This window comes from Paraburkholderia lycopersici (assembly GCF_900096975.1).
GTDB classification, from domain to species: Bacteria; Pseudomonadota; Gammaproteobacteria; order Burkholderiales; family Burkholderiaceae; genus Paraburkholderia; species Paraburkholderia lycopersici.
In genome coordinates, this window is the sequence record NZ_FMYQ01000002.1 from 342,153 (window position 1) to 358,093 (window position 15,941).

The following is a 15,941-nucleotide window of genomic DNA, read 5'->3' on the forward strand; positions in this document are numbered from 1 at the left end:
CAACGAGACATCTCTGCCCGCGCACGAACGATTAGCCTACCGAAGGTTCTCCTTCGCCGGGCCGCTTGCCCGGGTGATCGGAAGGCGACTGCCTGCGGGATTTGTCATCTCGCTCGGGCATGGCGCTGCGCTCGTCGTCGCTGTGCGTGGGCCGCTTCGGTGTCTGGGTTCCCTGGTCAGGCTCGTCGGCTTTCCGGGGCTTCTGGTTGCTGGCGTTCATCGATCCTCTCCCATTTCCGGTACGCCAGCCGGATACCGCAAGGCTCGCTCCCGGCGCGTGCGCCAGCCTTTTCCGGCGCGTTCCTCGCTCCGGCCGTCTAACTGGCGCAACGCCACGCCAGCGGCCGCTCCCGGCGCTCGACGTTTGCGCAGCCGAGCGAAAAGCTCGCTCGCAGGCTCGCCTTCGAGAAATGCCGCTTGGTAAGCCTTGGCATAAGCTACCAGATCCGGTCTGGTACCGCCCTTCGTCCGTCCGTGCGAGTCCTGTCGCCACGCGGTGCCCGCCGGTAGGACCATGGTCCGATTGTCTTCATTCCGCGCCCTCGACATCATTGAACAGACTACCGCGCGGGCCACCTCGCGGAGAGCCTTGGCGCGGCCTGCGCCGTGTCCGGGCGCGTGATTGTCGCTTCCCGCCTCCGGCCGGTACCGTGCCGGGGCCGCCGGCGTGCGCCCGCACACGCATAAGGAGTTCATATGGATACCTATGTAAATCGCCGGGCCGGGGCATTCTGCGCGGCGGCGCTGCTTTTCACGAGCGCGGCGCAAGCCACGCCTATTGCCTATCCGGCGAAGGGGCAGAGCGCACAACAGCAGCGTTCGGATGAATCGGCGTGCTACGCGTGGGCGAAGAACAACACGGGCGTCGACCCCGCACAGGTGGCGTCGACACCGCCGCCGCCTTCAGGGCCGGCCGTGGGCGGTGGCGAGCGTGTTCAGGGTGCGGCGCGCGGCGCGGCGGGGGGCGGCTGTGATCGGCGCCATCACTGGCGATGCAGGCAAGGGCGCGGCGATAGGCGCGGTAGGCGGAACGATGGTGGGCGGGGCGCGGGCGCGGCAGAACCGGCGTGCGCAGCAGGCCAATAGCCAGGCTCAGTCGCAGGGGGCGATCGACACGTTCAACCGCGCGTTTTCCGCGTGCATGGAAGGGCGCGGCTACACGATCAGGTAGCGCTCGCTGCATCATGCGACGGCGTAAGACCACGGTCCCGTTTGTCCTGCTCGCACCGTTTGACAGTATGTAACGGAAAATGAGCTAGCAACGTCTCATTCTCGCGTGGCGATGGCGGCTTGCAGGCGGGGGCGCAGTCGACGGCCTTGATCGTCCTCTTCATGACCCAAGACTCGCTCGCCAATGCGAGAACCGCGACGGTGTCCGTCCAGGCGATCGTGAGGACGAGCACGGGTCGGGTGGCGGATGCATCGGCGGCGGGTACGAAAATGACGATGCTGAACCTTTGAACGGAGGGGGGCGATGCGGCACCTCAAATGGTTTGTTTCAGCAGTGTTTGTCGCCGTGGCGCAGCTTGCCGCAGCCCAGGGCCTACGCGCCGCCCATGTGACGCGCGAGCCAGGCAAGGCCACCGTCTCCGGCATGCAAAAGGTGACGGCCACCGTCGAGAAGATCGATGCGGATACGCGCACCGTGACGCTCACGCGTCACGACGGCAAGATGATCGACGTCCAACTGGGGTCCAAGGCCAGAAACTTCGATCAACTAAAGGTTGGCGACGTCGGGACGACGGCGTACAGGGAAGCGCTCACGCTGAGCCTGAAGAAGGGCGGTAGCGTCGAGGCCTCGATGCAGGAAACACCGCAGGTCGAGCGCGCGGCAAGCGGCGAGAAGTCCGGCGGCAGGGTGGGGCGCGAGGTCAAGGTAACGGCGAACGTTGTCGCCGTCAACGAGAAAGCCGGAACGGTCACGTTGAAGGGACCCGAAGGCGGCATGATGGACCTGAAGGTCGAGGACCCCGTTCAGCTTGCAAACGTGCAGGCAGGAGATCAGGCCGAGGCAGTGTATACGGAAGCGTTCACCGTACCCGTCGAGCCAGCGCAACACAAGTAGCCGCACATGAGGGGCAGTCACGTGCGCATGGCAGGCCGGCTGGCGCGACGGGCGGCGTCAGCCAGGCTGTGCTCGTGGGTAACCGGACGCGAAAGCCATATGAACAACGTGACACGATCCGTGGCCGTCGTCGACGACGAAGTATCGGTTGGGCGGGCGATCCAGCGCCTGTTGAGGTCGGCCGGCATCGACTCCGATGTGTTCACGAGCGGCGAGGCATTTCTCGACGCGCTGGCGGCGGCGGGGCCTCATGCGCCGTCCTGCGTGGTCCTCGACATCCAGATGCCGGGCATCAACGGTATCGAGGTGCAGCGCAGGCTGGGCGGTTCAGGCATTCAGTGCATCGTCACCACGGCTCACGACGATGCGCGTGTGCGCGAGCAGGCGCAGGCGGCAGGCGCCGTCGCGTACCTGCGCAAGCCGTTCGACGGTTCGGCGCTGATCGGCGCGGTTCGTGAGGTGCTTGACATGCCGCCGACGGCGTGATGCACCGCCCGTCGCGATCCCTTGATGACCGGACCAGCGGACGCCCCAGCCATGAAGCGCGCCGAGCTTTTCGTTTGCCAGGTTTGCGATCTCTTGCAGCAGGGTGCGCCCTGCCCGCACGGCGGCATCGGTGCGTCAACTTGCTGGCTATCTCGAGCGACATCCCGAGGCGGTAGCTCAGGGCAAACCGGGAGGCAGGCAGTGAGCCGGTCGTGACACACGCTGCTTTCGCCGCTGCGATTGCGTGCGGCGTCGGTATGGCACGGGGATTGCCGGGTGCTCTTCGCCGGACGCCGCAATGATTGACGCCGTCGTCGGCCCTGGTACCGTGCCCGACATGGCCGACCGGCCGCAAATCGCGACGCGCCATCCGGACAACACGATCGGTGCGGAAACGAATCTATTCGCTTTCGGGGGATGGATAGGATACCTTGTCATTTACACGCCGAGATGATTCTCAAGGCTGGCGGAATCGAGTTCGGGAGGTCGAGGATGAACATGCGTTTTGCCGTGCCATGCGTGATCGCATGCGTGCTTGGTGCGCCGACTTTCATGTCAGAGGTATTTGCGCAGGCTGGAACGCCGGGGACGAAGCAGATGCGGGACGTGCAGCGTAAAGCAGAGCAGAAAGCGCGCCGGAACCAGCCTCGTCGAAATACGGCGCAGCATCAGGCGGCGAGCGCGGTCGCGCCGGCGTCATCACCATGACCGGACGAATGCATTGCCCGCTCTTGCATAACCATTTAAAGATTTCGTGGCCTGAAACGGTAATTGACTCTATTTCATGAAATTCCCATTGCGTTCCTGTTCGCCGAAATCAGATGGGTATTCAGCATGAGTAAATCAGGCTATTTCTTCCGCGGCCGGGTAGCGCGACTTTAATAGAAGGTTCGCAAATATCCGGCGAAATCCACGCAAATAAAACGCCGCGTGAAGACGAGCAAACCATTGCCGCGATTGAAAGCGTGGGCGTACGGGAAAAATTATCCAAAACAATTGCGCTGAAATCCGATCGTCGGGAATTTCTTTCATATAATTCACTCGCGGAGCCAGAGTATAGGCAGCGTGTAAGCCACGCGCTGTGCTGTGCGTCACGCCCGTATTAATGCAGTCAATCGATCTGTAGCCTTGATTACATACATCTGTTTCTTCGCTGACTGGTTCAGTCTTTGCAATAGCCGGAGGACACCGTGGTCAGGGAAAACATGGGGAACGAGACGCTAAATCCGATCAGGTCGAGCGCCGGGCAGGCAGCGCGGAGCCTGTTGTCCTGGCTCGGCAGACCCAGAGCGCGGGATGTTCCGAACGGGAACGCATGCGCGTTGGCGCATTCGGGCGATGCATGTGGGCAGGCCGGGCAGGGGATGGCGCGAAGTATTCATAGCATTCTCGAAGTCGTGCCGGCGGCGGCGCTGGTGATCGACGAGGCGGGAAACATTGCCTGGGCAAACGGCAAGGCCACGGGGGTGCTGGGCTACGCGCTCGGCGAAATGACCGGCATGCGTATCGACGCCGTGCTCGTTGCATGGCGCAGCGACGAGCGTCCCGTATCGTTCGCGGCGTTGAAGATGGCGGAGGGGCTACCGCATAGCGTCGCGCGCGTCGCCGTTGCGCGAACGAAGAATGGCGCCGACATCGACGTTCACGTGACGGCTTCGGCGTCGCTGTCGGCCGGGCCGGCGGCGCGGATGGTGGTCGTCATCGAGCCCGACGCCGACAATGCCGCACCGGCCGCGCCCGGCAACGAGCCACGCCGTTTGCAGCGGGAACGGGCTTCCGAAATCGGCGATATGGCCGCTGCGCTCGCACATGAGGTCGATCAGCCGCTCACGGCTATTCTCAGCAATGCGCAGGCCGCGCAACGGTTTCTCGCGCAGAACCCGCCGGCGATGAACGATTTGCGGGAGCTGCTCGGCGAAGTCGTCGCCGATAGCGCGCGGGCGCACGCGATCATTCGCAAGATGCGCCAGTCCGCGCGGTGCGAGGCGGCGCAGATGAGCGCTGTCGACGTCGGCAGCCTCGTGCGCGATGTCATTCGCCTGCTGCGTCGCGAGACGCAAACGTGTGGCGCCGCGCTAGGCGTACGGATCGAAGACGGCTTGCCGCAATTGCGCGGCGATGTGGTTCAACTGCAGCAGGTTTTCGCGAATCTGCTGCTGAACGCGCTCGATGCGGCCCATGAATGCCGCGCCGAGGATCGCAGGGTTTGCATCGTCGTCGCCGCTGACGAGGATCGCGGCAAGGTGCGCATTGCCATACGCGACCGCGGACCAGGCGTCGATGCCGACCGGTTTGCGACGCTGTTCAAGCCTTTCGTGACCTCCAAGCCGCACGGTCTGGGGCTGGGTCTGTCCATCAGCCGAACCATCGTCATGGCGCATGGCGGCCGGTTATGGGCCGAGCGCAACACCGACCGCGGCTTGACGTTCCATATCGAACTTCCTGCCGAGGGCGCGGCCGTGCAGACGGGTACGCGTTTATCACAATGAATTCGCCTACTTCCACCGTGTTCGTCGTGGACGACGACGAACACGTACGCAATGCACTGTGCCGCTTGCTGCGGTCGGGCGGCTACGCCGTACAGGGCTACGCCAGCGCCAGCGCATTCGTGGAGGGCGCGGATTTGGCGGCCGCGCCCGCTTGCCTGCTGCTCGATCTCCAACTGCCTGACCTGAGCGGAATCGAGTTGCAGCGGCGGCTGGCCGGCATCGTGCCGATCGTCTTCGTTTCCGCGCACGGCGACATGAATACGGCGGTGGAAGCCATGAAGGCGGGTGCAACGGATTTCCTGACGAAGCCCATCGACGCGTGCGTGTTGTTCGAGGCCACGTCGCGGGCACTGGAGCGCGCCTGCCGTCTGTTCGCGCAGCGCGAGCAGCGTGCCGAGATCGAGCGCCGCCTGCGGAAGCTGACTCCGCGCGAGCGCGAGGTCATGGCGCTCGTGGTGACGGGCCGGCCGAACAAGCTCGTTGCCGACGAACTGGGCGCGGCCGAGAAGACGATCAAGATTCATCGGGCGCGCGTCATGGAGAAGATGAAAGCGAACTCGCTCGCCGATCTCGTGCGACTCGTGACGACTTTCGATTTCGATGTTTCGGAGCCGCTGTCGCCGCAGCCATCGCGAACGCTCGGCATGCAGCCCCGTGCCGAGCCTCGGCCCGTTCCCCACACCGGCTAACGACTGGACCCGGCGCGAGTGCGAACGGAAATGGCCCATTTCGTCACTTCAGATGACTGTTGCGCCAGTCGCGCGGCGTCATGCCAAAACGTGCGCTGAACCAGGTCGTAAACGAGCCCTGCTGCGAATAGCCGAGCAATGTGGAAACGCGCCCGATCGGATAGCGCGGGTTGCTCATGTAACGCACGGCGAGTTCGCCGCGCACTTCCTCGACGAGCCGGGTAAAGCTCGTATGGGCGAGGCCAAGCTGGCGCTGCATGGTGCGAACGCTCAGCCGCAGGTGCGCGGCCACCATCTCGACAGAGGCTTGCTCGAGCGGCAGCAGCAGATAAATCGCCTTGCGCACTTCGAGCGCGGTGGAGTCGACGCCCGTCAGGTTGAGGGAATCCGCGAGGCTCTCGGCATAGCGCACGAGTTCCGGGTCGGCGGCGGGGTTCGGATAGTCGAGATCGCCGGCCGCGCACACGAAGCCGTTGAAGTCGCTGCCGAACTCCAGCGGGCAGCCGAAAAAGTGCCGGTGAAACGTGAGGCTCGGCGGCGCGCGATGAACGAAATGCGCGGCGCGCGGTTTCCAGTGATCGCCGAGCAAGGCGCCCGAATGGCGCGCGAGCACGCCGACCGCAAGCTCGATGGCCTGGTTCGTCGGAATGCCCGGATCGACGACGAGTTCCTCGCGGATCGTGACCGTTTCGCCCGCATCCTCGACATAGACCGCAAGCGCTTCGTTGAGCAGATGCCGGTATTCGGCGGTCGCGAGCAGCACCTCGCGCAGCGTGCGCTTGTGCGCGAGCAGCACGTTGACTACACCGGTGCCGAATTTTTGCCGGGTCTCGGCCATCTGCAGCGCGAAAGTCGGGCACGATGCCTTTTCGGCCGAGCGCTCCAGCAGCAGGCACGCGGCGGCGGCCGGAATGCGCTCGTCCGGGTTCGCAAGCGCGGCGGCGTCAATTCCCGCCTCGTGCGCGAGTTCGACCGGGTTCAGTCCCGCCCGCTTCGCGACGTCGAAATAGCCGCTCATCGAAACCGAGCGCAGCATCGTTTCCATTGTGGTGTCTCCCCATGCAGCGGGCTTGCCGCGCGTCGCGACCGGACCGCACCGGCCAGCGACCGGTCTCGCGCGAGTATCGGTGTTAACGCCTGGTGGCGCGAAAAGCTAAAAGGATGGCGCGCGATCAGAAAAGTGTAACGCAGGATTGCCGTATCGTGCGTTCTCAACGGATCGGCCAGGTCCGCGCGGCATTCAAGTGACCGGCCGCGTCCACGATGGATGCCGTCACCCATATTGGAGAACACGATGCAATTTCTCGACGACTCGCTGCACCCCGAGAATCAGGACAAAGTAGTGATTACCACCGCCCCGTACGGACCGGAATGGATGCCCGAGGATTTCCCGGAAGATATTCCGGTGACGATGGAAGAACAGATCCAGAAAGCAGTGGATTGCTACAATGCGGGCGCGACCGTTCTGCACCTGCACGTGCGCGAACTCGACGGCAAGGGCTCCAAACGCCTCTCGAAGTTCAACGAGCTGATCGCGGGCGTACGCGCCGCCGTGCCGGACATGATCATTCAGGTGGGCGGCTCGATTTCGTTTGCGCCGGAAAACGAAGGCCAGGCAGCCAGGTGGCTCTCGGACGACACGCGCCACATGCTCGCCGACCTCGATCCGAAGCCGGACCAGGTGACCGTAGCGATCAACACTACGCAGATGAACATCATGGAGCTACTCTATCCGGAGTATCTCGCGGGCACCTCGCTCTCCAATCCGGCGTTCATGGCCGCATACAGCGAAATGACGGTTCCGGCCGGCCCGGCGTGGGTCGAGGAGCATCTGCGCCGTCTGCAGGCTTCGGGTATCCAGCCGCATTTCCAGCTCACGGGCATTCACGCGCTGGAAACGCTCGATCGTCTCGTGCGCAAGGGTGCCTACAAGGGCCCGCTGAACCTCACGTGGATCGGCATTGGCGGCGGTTTTGACGGCCCGAATCCGTTCAACTTCTTCAACTTCGTGCACCGGGCGCCCGACGGCTGCACGCTCACCGCCGAGTCGTTGCTCAAGAACGTGCTGCCGTTCAACATGATGGCGATGGCCATGGGCCTGCATCCGCGCTGCGGTATCGAGGACACGATCATCGACCAGCACGGCAAGCGCATGACCTCCGTGCAGCAGATCGAGCAGTGCGTGCGCGTGGCGCGCGAACTGGGCCGCAAAATCGCCAGTGCAAAGGAGGCGCGGGAGATCTACCGCATCGGCGTGCAATACGAGACCGTCGACGAAACGCTCGCGGCGAACGGCATGGCGCCGAACCGCGTGGCTGGCGTGAAGAACCTTCCGCTGCGCGCGGCGTAATGAACGGGGGCGCGGCGCCCGCGAGAGCGGATGCCGGGCTTCCAGCCGCATGCTTGCCGGCGGAGCCGGGCGGACTACGAGCCCCGCAACGAACGGGACGCCAAGGAGACAACTCATGCTCACGCATGCCGAGCCCACTGCGGGCGAATTGACGACGACGGAAACGAACGTGCGCATCTATGCGTGGATCGTGTTCGCCTTGACCGTTGGATTGCTGCTCTCGGACTATATGTCGAGGCAGGTCCTGAATGCCGTGTTCCCGCTGCTCAAGACTACATGGCGCCTTTCCGATACGCGGCTCGGCTCGCTGAGCAGCGTGGTCGCGCTGATGGTGGGCGTGCTCACGTTTCCGCTTTCGGTGCTCGCCGACCGCTGGGGCCGGGTGAAGAGCATCGTCCTGATGGCGGCGTTGTGGAGCCTCGCCACGCTGGGCTGCGCGCTCTCGACGAACTTCGGCGAAATGCTGCTTGCACGCGCTTTCGTCGGCATTGGCGAAGCGGCTTATGGCAGCGTCGGCATTGCGGTAGTCCTGAGTATTTTTCCGCCGCAGCTGCGCTCCACCATTACGGGAGCCTTCATGGCGGGCGGTGCGTTCGGCTCGGTGCTGGGCATGGCGCTCGGCGGTGCGGTGGCGGGGCACCTCGGCTGGCGTGCGGCATTCGGCGCGATGGCGGCGATGGGCATCGTGCTGGTCGTCATCTATCGCGTTGTCGTCACCGAAAAGCGGCTCGCGCCGCTGCAGTCGGCAACCGCGAGCCGCGAGGCGACGGGCCTCGGCATGCGCATGAGCTTGCGCACGCTGATAAAAGGGCTGTTTTCCACGCGTTCCGTCGTGTGTGCGTATGTCGGCAGCGGCGTGCATCTGCTCGTACCGGCTGCCGTCTGGAGCTGGCTGCCAAGTTTCCTCAACCGCTACTACGGCATGGCGACCGGCAAGGCCGCCGCAACGGCTGCGGTGTTCGTTCTGGTGACGGGCGTCGGCATGGTGGTGTGCGGGGGCCTTGCAGACCGCTTCAGCAAGGCTGGCGGCGGGAAGAAATGGAGCATCGCCATCGCATACTGCATGCTGTGCTTCGTGTTCCTGACGATCGGCCTGCGCATGCCCGCAGGTATGGCGCAGCTCGTTTTCATCGGCGCGGGCATGTTTTTCTGCGCAGGCGCCGCCGGTCCTTCCGGTGCGATGGTCGCCAACCTCACGCTGCCCGCGATTCACGCATCGGCGTTCGCAACGCTCACGCTCTCGAACAACCTGCTGGGGCTCGCGCCCGCCGCCGTGCTCACGGGCGTGGTGGCGGACCGCATCGGCCTGCTGGGCGCGTTGCAACTCGTGCCGTTCGCACCGCTCGCGGCCGCGGCGATTTTCGTGATCGGCAAGCGCAATTACGCCCGCGATCTGGAACGCGTGAATGCGCTGCGCGAAGCGGCCGCGCGCTGAATCACGACCAACGACAATGAATTTTCAGTTTGAGTCAAGGACAGGAGATTGAACATGGCGAAAGCAGTGCGCTTCCATGAAACCGGCGGCCCCGAGGTCTTGCGCTACGAAAACGTCGAAGTGGGCGAACCGGGCCCCGGGCAGGTCCGTCTGCGCCATGAGGCGGTTGGCCTCAATTTCGCGGACACTTATTTCCGCTCGGGCCTGTACCCTGTGCCGCTGCCCGCGGGCATGGGTGTCGAGGCCGCGGGCGTGGTCGAGGCCATCGGGCCCGGGGTCAGCAACGTCGCCGTGGGCGACCGCGTGACTTACACCGGCTTCATCGACACGCTTGGGGCGTACAGCACCGAGCGCCTGATCCCTGCGGCGCCGCTCATCAAGCTGCCCGATGCGATTTCGTGCGAAACGGCGGCCGGCATGACGATGCGCGGCCTCACTTCGTCCTACCTGATGCGCCGCATTCACGACTTCAAGGCCGGCGACACGATTCTTCTGCACGCGGCGGCCGGCGGCGTCGGCCTGATCGTCTCGCAGTGGGCGAAGCTCCTCGGCCTCACCGTGATCGGCACGGTATCGAACGAGGCCAAGGGCGAGATTGCCCGCGCGCATGGTTGCGACCACATCGTTTATTACGGGCGCGAAGACGTTGCGAAGCGCGTGCGCGAGCTGACGAACGGCGTCGGCGTGAACGTGGTGTTCGACAGCGTCGGCAAGGACACGTTCGGGGCGTCGCTCGATTCGCTCAAGCGCCGCGGCCTGATGGTTTGCGTCGGCACGGCTTCGGGGCCGATCCCGCCGTTCAATCCGCAGATCCTCGCGATGAAGGGTTCGCTCTATCTCACGCGCCCGGCGCTGGCGGACTATATCGCCGATCCGGCGGAAAAAAACGCGCTCGCCGCGGAGCTTTTTGGGCATGTCGCCGCGGGCCGCATCAAGATCGAGCTGAATCAGCGCTACGGTCTGGAAGACGCGGTGCAGGCGCACCACGACCTCGAATCGCGCAAGACGACGGGCTCGTCGGTATTCGTCGTCTGAGGAGAGCGGCATGAAAGTCGAACAACTGACCTGCTCGATCGGCGCCGAGCTCACCGGCGTGCATCTTGCCGATGCCATTCGCGACGACCGCCTTTTCGCGGATATTCGCGCGGCGCTGCTCGAACACCGCGTGCTGTTCCTGCGCGACCAGGACATCACGCGCGCGGAGCACGTGGCGTTCGCGCGCCGTTTCGGCGAACTGGAGGACCATCCGGTTGCTGGCAGCGACCCGGAGCATCCGGGGCTCGTGCGCATCTACAAGAACCCGGAGCAGCCCAACGACCGCTACGAGAACGCGTGGCACGCGGACGCCACGTGGCGCGAAGCGCCGCAGTTCGGCGCGGTGCTGCGTTGCGTTGAGTGCCCGCCCGTGGGTGGCGACACGATGTGGGCGAACATGGCGCTCGCCTACGAGAAGCTGCCTGGGCACGTGAAGGCGCAGATCGCCGGCCTGCGCGCGCGCCACAGCATCGAGGCGAGCTTCGGCGCGGCCATGCCGGTCGAGAAGCGCCTCGCGCTCAAGGCGCAGTATCCGGATGCGGAACATCCGGTGGTGCGCACGCATCCGGAAACGGGCGAGAAGGTGCTGTTCGTAAGCGCCTTCACCACGCACTTCACGAACTATCACACGCCGGAGCGCGTGCGTTATGGGCAGGACGCCAATCCGGGCGCGGGCGATCTGCTGCGCTATCTCATGAGCCAGGCCTATATTCCGGAGTACCAGGTACGCTGGCGCTGGAAGCCGAACAGCGTCGCGATCTGGGACAACCGCAGCACGCAGCACTATGCCGTGATGGACTACCCGCCGTGTCACCGCAAGATGGAGCGCGCCGGCATTATCGGTGACAAGCCGTATTGAAACGGGCAGGAGACCATAGTCGATGATGCCGAATACCACACCGACCATCCTGATGGTTCCGGGTTTGCGCGACCACGTCGCGGAGCACTGGCAAACGCTGCTGGAGCGCAAGCTGCCGAAGGCGGCCTCGGTGCCGCCGCTCGAACGCGACAAGCTTAGCTGCGCGGCACGCGTTGCCGCGCTCGACGCCGCGCTCGCGACCATCGACGGTCCCGTCATTCTTGTCGCGCACAGCGCCGGTGTGATGATCGCGGTGCATTGGGCCCGGCGGCACAGCCGCAAGATTCGCGGCGCGCTGCTTGCCGCGCCGGCTGACCTCGAAACGCCGTTGCCCGATGGCTATCCGGGCATCGACACACTGGCCCGCAACGGCTGGCACAGGATTCCGCGCGAGCCGCTGCGGTTCCCGAGCATCGTGGGCGCGAGCCGCAACGACCCGCTTGCGCGCTTCGCGCGTGTGGAGGCCATGGCGAAGGACTGGGGTAGCCGCCTCGTCGATCTGGGCGAAGTCGGACACCTGAACCCCGCCGCCGGTTTCGGTGAATGGCCCATGGCGGAGACGCTGATCCATGAACTTGTCTGATCGAAAATGGGCGGCGCGGGCGGGCGACGCGGGCGAGCGGCCGGTGCTGAAGATCGACGCGTTTCTCGACTTCATCTGCCCGTGGTGCCTGATCGGCAAGCGCAATCTGGACGCGGCGGTGTCGCGCTTCGCCGGTGCGCAGCCCGATGCGCGGGTGCAGGTGCAGTGGCGCTCGCATCAACTGCTGCCGTGGACGCCGCTTGCCGGCATGCCGTATCAGGCGTTCTATCGCGACCGGCTGGGCAGCGCCGAAGCGCTCGCCGTCCGGCGCGCGCAAGTGCAGCGCGCAAGCCGCGAAGCGGGCATCGAGTTCGCGTTCGATCGCATCTCGGTGCTGCCGAACACCGCCGCCGCGCACGACCTCGTGACCTTTGCCGCGAGCCGTGTCGCGAGCGCGCAAAGCGCGGCGCTGATCGACAGGCTGCTTGGGGCCTACTTCATGGAAGGCGAAGACATTGGCGACTACGCCGTCCTTGAGCGTCTGGGACTCGAATGCGGTCTCGACGGCGAGCGCCTTACGGCCTATCTGGCGGCGTCGAAACGTCTTGCGGACCCGACCGGGCAGCGAATGCCGCACGCCGAACCGCGGGTAAGCGGCGTTCCGTACTTCGTGTTCAACGGGGATTACGTGCTTTCGGGTGCGTATTCTCCCGTGGCGATCGCGAGCGCAATGACGCTGGCCGTTGCGATATGAAGCAAAGTCGAGGGAAATGCGATGCCACGTGAAGTCCCGGTCGCCACGGTCGATGAACTCGCGCCGGGCCAGCGCAAGCTGGCTTTCGTCGAAGGCCGCAGCATCGTCCTGTTCAACGTTGCGGGCGAGATCCGCGCGATCGACGACTCGTGCCCGCACAACGGCGCCTCGCTCGCGAGCGCGGCGCTCGAAGGGTGCATGCTGCGCTGCCCGGCACATGGGCTGTGCTTCGATCTGCGCACCGGCTGCATGCCTGGCGCGGTTGGGCTGCGTCTCACCACATTCCCGGTCCGGCACGTGGACGGCGAGCTGCTGGTGATTCTGGAAGACTCTGCAGTCAGCCGCGCGTAGTTCCCCATCGTAATCGGGCTCGCATGCGGACACAGTGTCATTTAGGAAAACGAATAATAGAGGTCACGATGCCAAAGCTGCCACTCGCGGTCACACGGCAAGGCAAGCGTGCGGAACGATGCGGTCTCAAGGCACACGCAGCGCATGCTGCGCCGATAGGAGCGACGGGCAAGGTTATCGGAGAACGCGTTACGCGTTCAGTACGGCGCTCGCTATTGCCGTCATCCAGTTACATTCGGCAGCACCCATAAGCCGCCGGGACCACCCGGCAGCCATCCACACGGAGGAGAGGCAATGAAATTGAAGTTCGGTAGCGTGGCCGCGTTGGCCCTGTTCGCCAGCGCGGCCCATGCGCAATCCTCGGTCACGCTCTATGGCGTACTCGACAGCGGTTTGCTTTATCAAAGCACCTCGGCGGCGAACTTCTCGGGGACGGCAAAAAATCAAGGGCATACCTGGCAGCTCAAAGACGGCGGCATCTTTTCCAGCATCTGGGGTTTGAAAGGCACCGAGGACATTGGCGGCGGCTACAAAATCAACTTCAAGCTGCAAGGGTCGTTCACGTCCAATAACGGCAAGCCCGGCCTCTCCGACACGCCGGGCGTGACCGCGCTCTTCAACCAGTTCGCGACCATCGGCGCGTCCGGTCCGTTCGGTACGATCGACGCGGGCCGGCAAATCATTCCGATGATCTACGCGATGGCGGACACCGACGTTCGCGGCGCGCAGTATTTCGGCAGTATTCTCACTGCGTGGCTTGGACTGAATCAGGCGGCCGGCTGGCCGGGCACGAGCACGAACGCGCCGATTGGCGCACTCTATGACAGCAACGCCATTGCCTATAACTCGCCGAAATTTTATGGCGCGTCGATTGCGCTCGAATTCGCGCCGGGCGGTGTACCCGGCCAATTCCAGGGCGGTACGCGCGAGTCGGCCGTGCTCAAGTACTCGAACTACGGTTTGAACCTGGCCGCGGTGTACTACAGCGGCCACGACACCAACCCGTTCCCCGGCAACTATCCGGCGGCTCCGGCCGCGCCCGCGACGGGCCTCAACAACAACAACTTGTACTACGTCGGTGCGTTGTACACGATCAACGGATTCTCTATTTCCGGCTCGTTCAGTTCGTCCAACGCGTATAACTCACTCACCAGAAGTACCTATAACTTCGAGATGATCTCGGGCGGCCTTGGTTATCAGTTCAGTCCGCTCTTCAAGGTTACGTCGGGCTACTACTACCTGAAGGATCGCAACCATTCGGCGAATCACTCGAGCGAAATCGCCGTGGGCGCGGAATACAACCTTTCCAAGGCAACCAGGGCGTACGCTCAGGTCGGCTATGTCAACAACAAGGGGACCATGAACCAGACGATTATCTACGGTGCGCCGGTCGCGCCCGGTGAGTCCACGACGGCGGCCATGATCGGCATCCGTCACGCGTTCTGATCCCGGCAACCTCAACGAAAAAAGAACAATCCATGAATAACACCAGAGTAGTCGGGTTGGCGATCGCGATGTGGATCGCGACTGCTTCCTCAAGCGTTTGGGCGCAGCTCCAGGGCTCCGCGAGTGCGCCCGCCGGTGCGGAAGCGGTGTCGGGCGCCGCCGCGCCCACCGGCAAGCAGGCCGATCGCGCGCTGCGCCGCAAAGTGTATGCGGCCATCGGCAAGGACAAGGCGATCAACGCCGGCAATATCAGCGTGGGCGCAAAGAACGGCGCTGTGACGTTGAATGGCACGGTTTCGGACACGGCCCAAATAGGCAAGGTCGAGGAGATCGCGAAGAGCGTTGCCGGAGTGACTTCGGTGTCCAACAAGCTGACGGTGAAGAAGTCTTTTGGCGGAATGTGAGCTGCCGTAAGCTGCGCGGCGTGCGGTAAGGCCGGGAGCCTTCTGTTCATGCCGGGCCTTGCCCGGTGGCGTAGAAGTTCGCTTCAGGCCGCTTCGCGCCGTTACTTTGGATTGCAAAATAAAAGGCCGGAGTTTCGACCGGACTCGTATGCAGGCGCGAGCCTGGAGGCGTGAATCCGACGTTTGCGTCGGAGCGTTTTGTCGCCGCCTCGCGGGTGCGGGGCGGCGATTTTTTTATGCCGTCACTGTTCGCACAACCATCACTACGCCTACCATGATCGCGGCTACCCCGATCCCGCGCGCAACCCGCCCGCTGAAGGAAGCCGGTGCCAGCCGCTCCGCCGTAATCGCGATGGTAACGAGCGCCATCGCGGGCCGGTCCATCACACCGGCGGCGAGCAGCGCGGCCATCAGATTCCCGCAGCAGTACAGACAATGCCGGCCGAGCCGCGCGCCTTGGCGCGCCGCCGCCCGCACACCGACCCCAGCGTGGCCGCACGACGGCAGCATCCCGCAGGCCGCAAGCCATCGCCCCTTCCACGCGGTGAACTGCAACGTTCCCGCGATAGCGACGACAACACCCGCCATGGCCGGAGCCGTATGGGCCAGCGAAGGCGCCTGGACGGCAATCGCCGCGAACTGCGTCCTCGCCGCGAACACCAGCAACCCGACGACAAGCCAAACCAGGAAGTACCCCGCGCCAGCCAGGGCAGTCATGGCGCCCGCCCGGATCGAGCACCCATCCGCGACGGCCTCGAAATACCGCCACAAAACCGGTGCAACCGAAGGCAACATCATCGCGATCATCATCACGTTCCACATGCCGGCAAACGGTACGGCGGCGTCGAGCCAGGTCCGTCCGCACGTCGGCGCCCAGAGCGCCGGCATCGTCCAGCCGCCGGGCATCGGCGTGCCGGCCATCGCTGCCATCGACGAACGCCAGACGTACGTCGCCCACACACTCGCCGCAAATAGCAGCGACGAAACGCCGAAAAAAATCGCACGCGGCGCACTGCCGCGCCGCCGTGCCGTCATGCCGACGTTATCCATGTCGC

General features: G+C 64.5%; 17 protein-coding genes and 1 pseudogene. 15 read left to right on the forward strand and 3 right to left on the reverse strand.

The window, feature by feature from the left end:
- Positions 1-31: 31 nt before the first annotated feature.
- Positions 32-220 carry a hypothetical protein gene (locus BLU17_RS33645; protein ID WP_091994951.1) on the reverse strand — a complete coding sequence of 63 codons (189 nt, stop codon included), beginning with the start codon at positions 218-220 and terminating at the stop codon, positions 32-34.
- Between the two features lie 476 nt (positions 221-696).
- Here BLU17_RS33645 and BLU17_RS04325 point away from each other — a divergent pair.
- The 6 genes and pseudogenes from BLU17_RS04325 to BLU17_RS04350 all read left to right on the forward strand — a co-directional run bounded on the left by BLU17_RS04325 (position 697) and on the right by BLU17_RS04350 (position 5,729).
- Positions 697-1,171, forward strand: a pseudogene (locus BLU17_RS04325) (YMGG-like glycine zipper-containing protein).
- Positions 1,172-1,474: 303 nt separating this feature from the next.
- Complete coding sequence (locus BLU17_RS04330) at positions 1,475-2,065, forward strand: hypothetical protein (protein WP_091994955.1); 591 nt, start codon at positions 1,475-1,477, stop codon at positions 2,063-2,065.
- Positions 2,066-2,164: 99 nt separating this feature from the next.
- Positions 2,165-2,551 carry a response regulator transcription factor gene (locus tag BLU17_RS04335; RefSeq protein ID WP_091994959.1) on the forward strand — a complete coding sequence of 129 codons (387 nt, stop codon included), beginning with the start codon at positions 2,165-2,167 and terminating at the stop codon, positions 2,549-2,551.
- Between the two features lie 492 nt (positions 2,552-3,043).
- Positions 3,044-3,259: a hypothetical protein gene (locus BLU17_RS04340; protein ID WP_143189177.1), complete on the forward strand. Its 216-nt coding sequence runs from the start codon at positions 3,044-3,046 to the stop codon at positions 3,257-3,259.
- A 656-nt stretch (positions 3,260-3,915) separates the two neighbouring features.
- Positions 3,916-5,040, forward strand: a complete 1,125-nt coding sequence (locus BLU17_RS04345) for a two-component system sensor histidine kinase NtrB (protein ID WP_176928916.1) — start codon at positions 3,916-3,918, stop codon at positions 5,038-5,040.
- Positions 5,037-5,729: a response regulator transcription factor gene (locus BLU17_RS04350; RefSeq protein WP_091994969.1), complete on the forward strand. Its 693-nt coding sequence runs from the start codon at positions 5,037-5,039 to the stop codon at positions 5,727-5,729. The genes BLU17_RS04345 and BLU17_RS04350 overlap by 4 nt, the downstream gene beginning before the upstream one ends.
- Positions 5,730-5,772: 43 nt before the next feature.
- Here BLU17_RS04350 and BLU17_RS04355 read toward each other — a convergent pair whose 3' ends face one another.
- The gene (locus tag BLU17_RS04355; RefSeq protein ID WP_091994973.1) at positions 5,773-6,774 is read right to left on the reverse strand and encodes an AraC family transcriptional regulator; all 1,002 of its coding nucleotides are present in this window, start codon (positions 6,772-6,774) and stop codon (positions 5,773-5,775) included.
- Positions 6,775-7,023: 249 nt separating this feature from the next.
- Here BLU17_RS04355 and BLU17_RS04360 point away from each other — a divergent pair, with 249 nt between their 5' ends.
- The 9 genes from BLU17_RS04360 to BLU17_RS04400 all read left to right on the forward strand — a co-directional run bounded on the left by BLU17_RS04360 (position 7,024) and on the right by BLU17_RS04400 (position 14,886).
- On the forward strand, positions 7,024-8,079 hold the full coding sequence (locus BLU17_RS04360; RefSeq protein ID WP_091994976.1) for a beta-keto acid cleavage family enzyme: 1,056 nt from the start codon (positions 7,024-7,026) through the stop codon (positions 8,077-8,079).
- A gap of 115 nt (positions 8,080-8,194) precedes the next feature.
- A complete protein-coding gene (locus tag BLU17_RS04365; protein ID WP_091994981.1) occupies positions 8,195-9,514 on the forward strand; it encodes an MFS transporter in 1,320 nt (439 codons plus the stop codon).
- 54 nt (positions 9,515-9,568) lie between these two features.
- Complete coding sequence (locus tag BLU17_RS04370; protein ID WP_091994983.1) at positions 9,569-10,549, forward strand: quinone oxidoreductase family protein; 981 nt, start codon at positions 9,569-9,571, stop codon at positions 10,547-10,549.
- Between the two features lie 10 nt (positions 10,550-10,559).
- Positions 10,560-11,408 (forward strand): TauD/TfdA dioxygenase family protein, encoded by an 849-nt coding sequence (locus BLU17_RS04375; protein ID WP_091994986.1) that lies wholly within the window; start codon positions 10,560-10,562, stop codon positions 11,406-11,408.
- Between the two features lie 22 nt (positions 11,409-11,430).
- Positions 11,431-11,991 carry an RBBP9/YdeN family alpha/beta hydrolase gene (locus tag BLU17_RS04380; RefSeq protein ID WP_091994989.1) on the forward strand — a complete coding sequence of 187 codons (561 nt, stop codon included), beginning with the start codon at positions 11,431-11,433 and terminating at the stop codon, positions 11,989-11,991.
- Entirely contained in the window at positions 11,978-12,685 is a 708-nt protein-coding gene (locus BLU17_RS04385; RefSeq protein ID WP_091994992.1) for a DsbA family oxidoreductase, read from the forward strand. Before BLU17_RS04380 ends, BLU17_RS04385 begins: the two co-directional genes overlap by 14 nt.
- Positions 12,686-12,706: 21 nt before the next feature.
- Positions 12,707-13,036 (forward strand): Rieske (2Fe-2S) protein, encoded by a 330-nt coding sequence (locus BLU17_RS04390; RefSeq protein ID WP_091994995.1) that lies wholly within the window; start codon positions 12,707-12,709, stop codon positions 13,034-13,036.
- A 294-nt stretch (positions 13,037-13,330) separates the two neighbouring features.
- Positions 13,331-14,482: a porin gene (locus tag BLU17_RS04395; RefSeq protein ID WP_091994999.1), complete on the forward strand. Its 1,152-nt coding sequence runs from the start codon at positions 13,331-13,333 to the stop codon at positions 14,480-14,482.
- Between the two features lie 32 nt (positions 14,483-14,514).
- Positions 14,515-14,886 (forward strand): BON domain-containing protein, encoded by a 372-nt coding sequence (locus BLU17_RS04400; RefSeq protein WP_091995002.1) that lies wholly within the window; start codon positions 14,515-14,517, stop codon positions 14,884-14,886.
- Between the two features lie 234 nt (positions 14,887-15,120).
- On the opposite strand, the gene BLU17_RS04405 is transcribed toward BLU17_RS04400, so the two are convergent.
- Positions 15,121-15,936, reverse strand: coding sequence for a DUF2182 domain-containing protein (locus tag BLU17_RS04405; RefSeq protein ID WP_091995004.1), 816 nt, complete (start codon positions 15,934-15,936; stop codon positions 15,121-15,123).
- Between the last annotated feature and the right edge of the window lie 5 nt (positions 15,937-15,941).

Coding starts and splice junctions, on each gene's coding strand:
- BLU17_RS33645 (WP_091994951.1), bottom strand. CDS start 220: ATGAACGCCAGCAACCAGAAGCCCCGGAAAGCCGACGAGCCTGACCAG.
- BLU17_RS04330 (WP_091994955.1), top strand. CDS start 1,475: ATGCGGCACCTCAAATGGTTTGTTTCAGCAGTGTTTGTCGCCGTGGCG.
- BLU17_RS04335 (WP_091994959.1), top strand. CDS start 2,165: ATGAACAACGTGACACGATCCGTGGCCGTCGTCGACGACGAAGTATCG.
- BLU17_RS04340 (WP_143189177.1), top strand. CDS start 3,044: ATGAACATGCGTTTTGCCGTGCCATGCGTGATCGCATGCGTGCTTGGT.
- BLU17_RS04345 (WP_176928916.1), top strand. CDS start 3,916: ATGGCGCGAAGTATTCATAGCATTCTCGAAGTCGTGCCGGCGGCGGCG.
- BLU17_RS04350 (WP_091994969.1), top strand. CDS start 5,037: ATGAATTCGCCTACTTCCACCGTGTTCGTCGTGGACGACGACGAACAC.
- BLU17_RS04355 (WP_091994973.1), bottom strand. CDS start 6,774: ATGGAAACGATGCTGCGCTCGGTTTCGATGAGCGGCTATTTCGACGTC.
- BLU17_RS04360 (WP_091994976.1), top strand. CDS start 7,024: ATGCAATTTCTCGACGACTCGCTGCACCCCGAGAATCAGGACAAAGTA.
- BLU17_RS04365 (WP_091994981.1), top strand. CDS start 8,195: ATGCTCACGCATGCCGAGCCCACTGCGGGCGAATTGACGACGACGGAA.
- BLU17_RS04370 (WP_091994983.1), top strand. CDS start 9,569: ATGGCGAAAGCAGTGCGCTTCCATGAAACCGGCGGCCCCGAGGTCTTG.
- BLU17_RS04375 (WP_091994986.1), top strand. CDS start 10,560: ATGAAAGTCGAACAACTGACCTGCTCGATCGGCGCCGAGCTCACCGGC.
- BLU17_RS04380 (WP_091994989.1), top strand. CDS start 11,431: ATGATGCCGAATACCACACCGACCATCCTGATGGTTCCGGGTTTGCGC.
- BLU17_RS04385 (WP_091994992.1), top strand. CDS start 11,978: ATGAACTTGTCTGATCGAAAATGGGCGGCGCGGGCGGGCGACGCGGGC.
- BLU17_RS04390 (WP_091994995.1), top strand. CDS start 12,707: ATGCCACGTGAAGTCCCGGTCGCCACGGTCGATGAACTCGCGCCGGGC.
- BLU17_RS04395 (WP_091994999.1), top strand. CDS start 13,331: ATGAAATTGAAGTTCGGTAGCGTGGCCGCGTTGGCCCTGTTCGCCAGC.
- BLU17_RS04400 (WP_091995002.1), top strand. CDS start 14,515: ATGAATAACACCAGAGTAGTCGGGTTGGCGATCGCGATGTGGATCGCG.
- BLU17_RS04405 (WP_091995004.1), bottom strand. CDS start 15,936: ATGGATAACGTCGGCATGACGGCACGGCGGCGCGGCAGTGCGCCGCGT.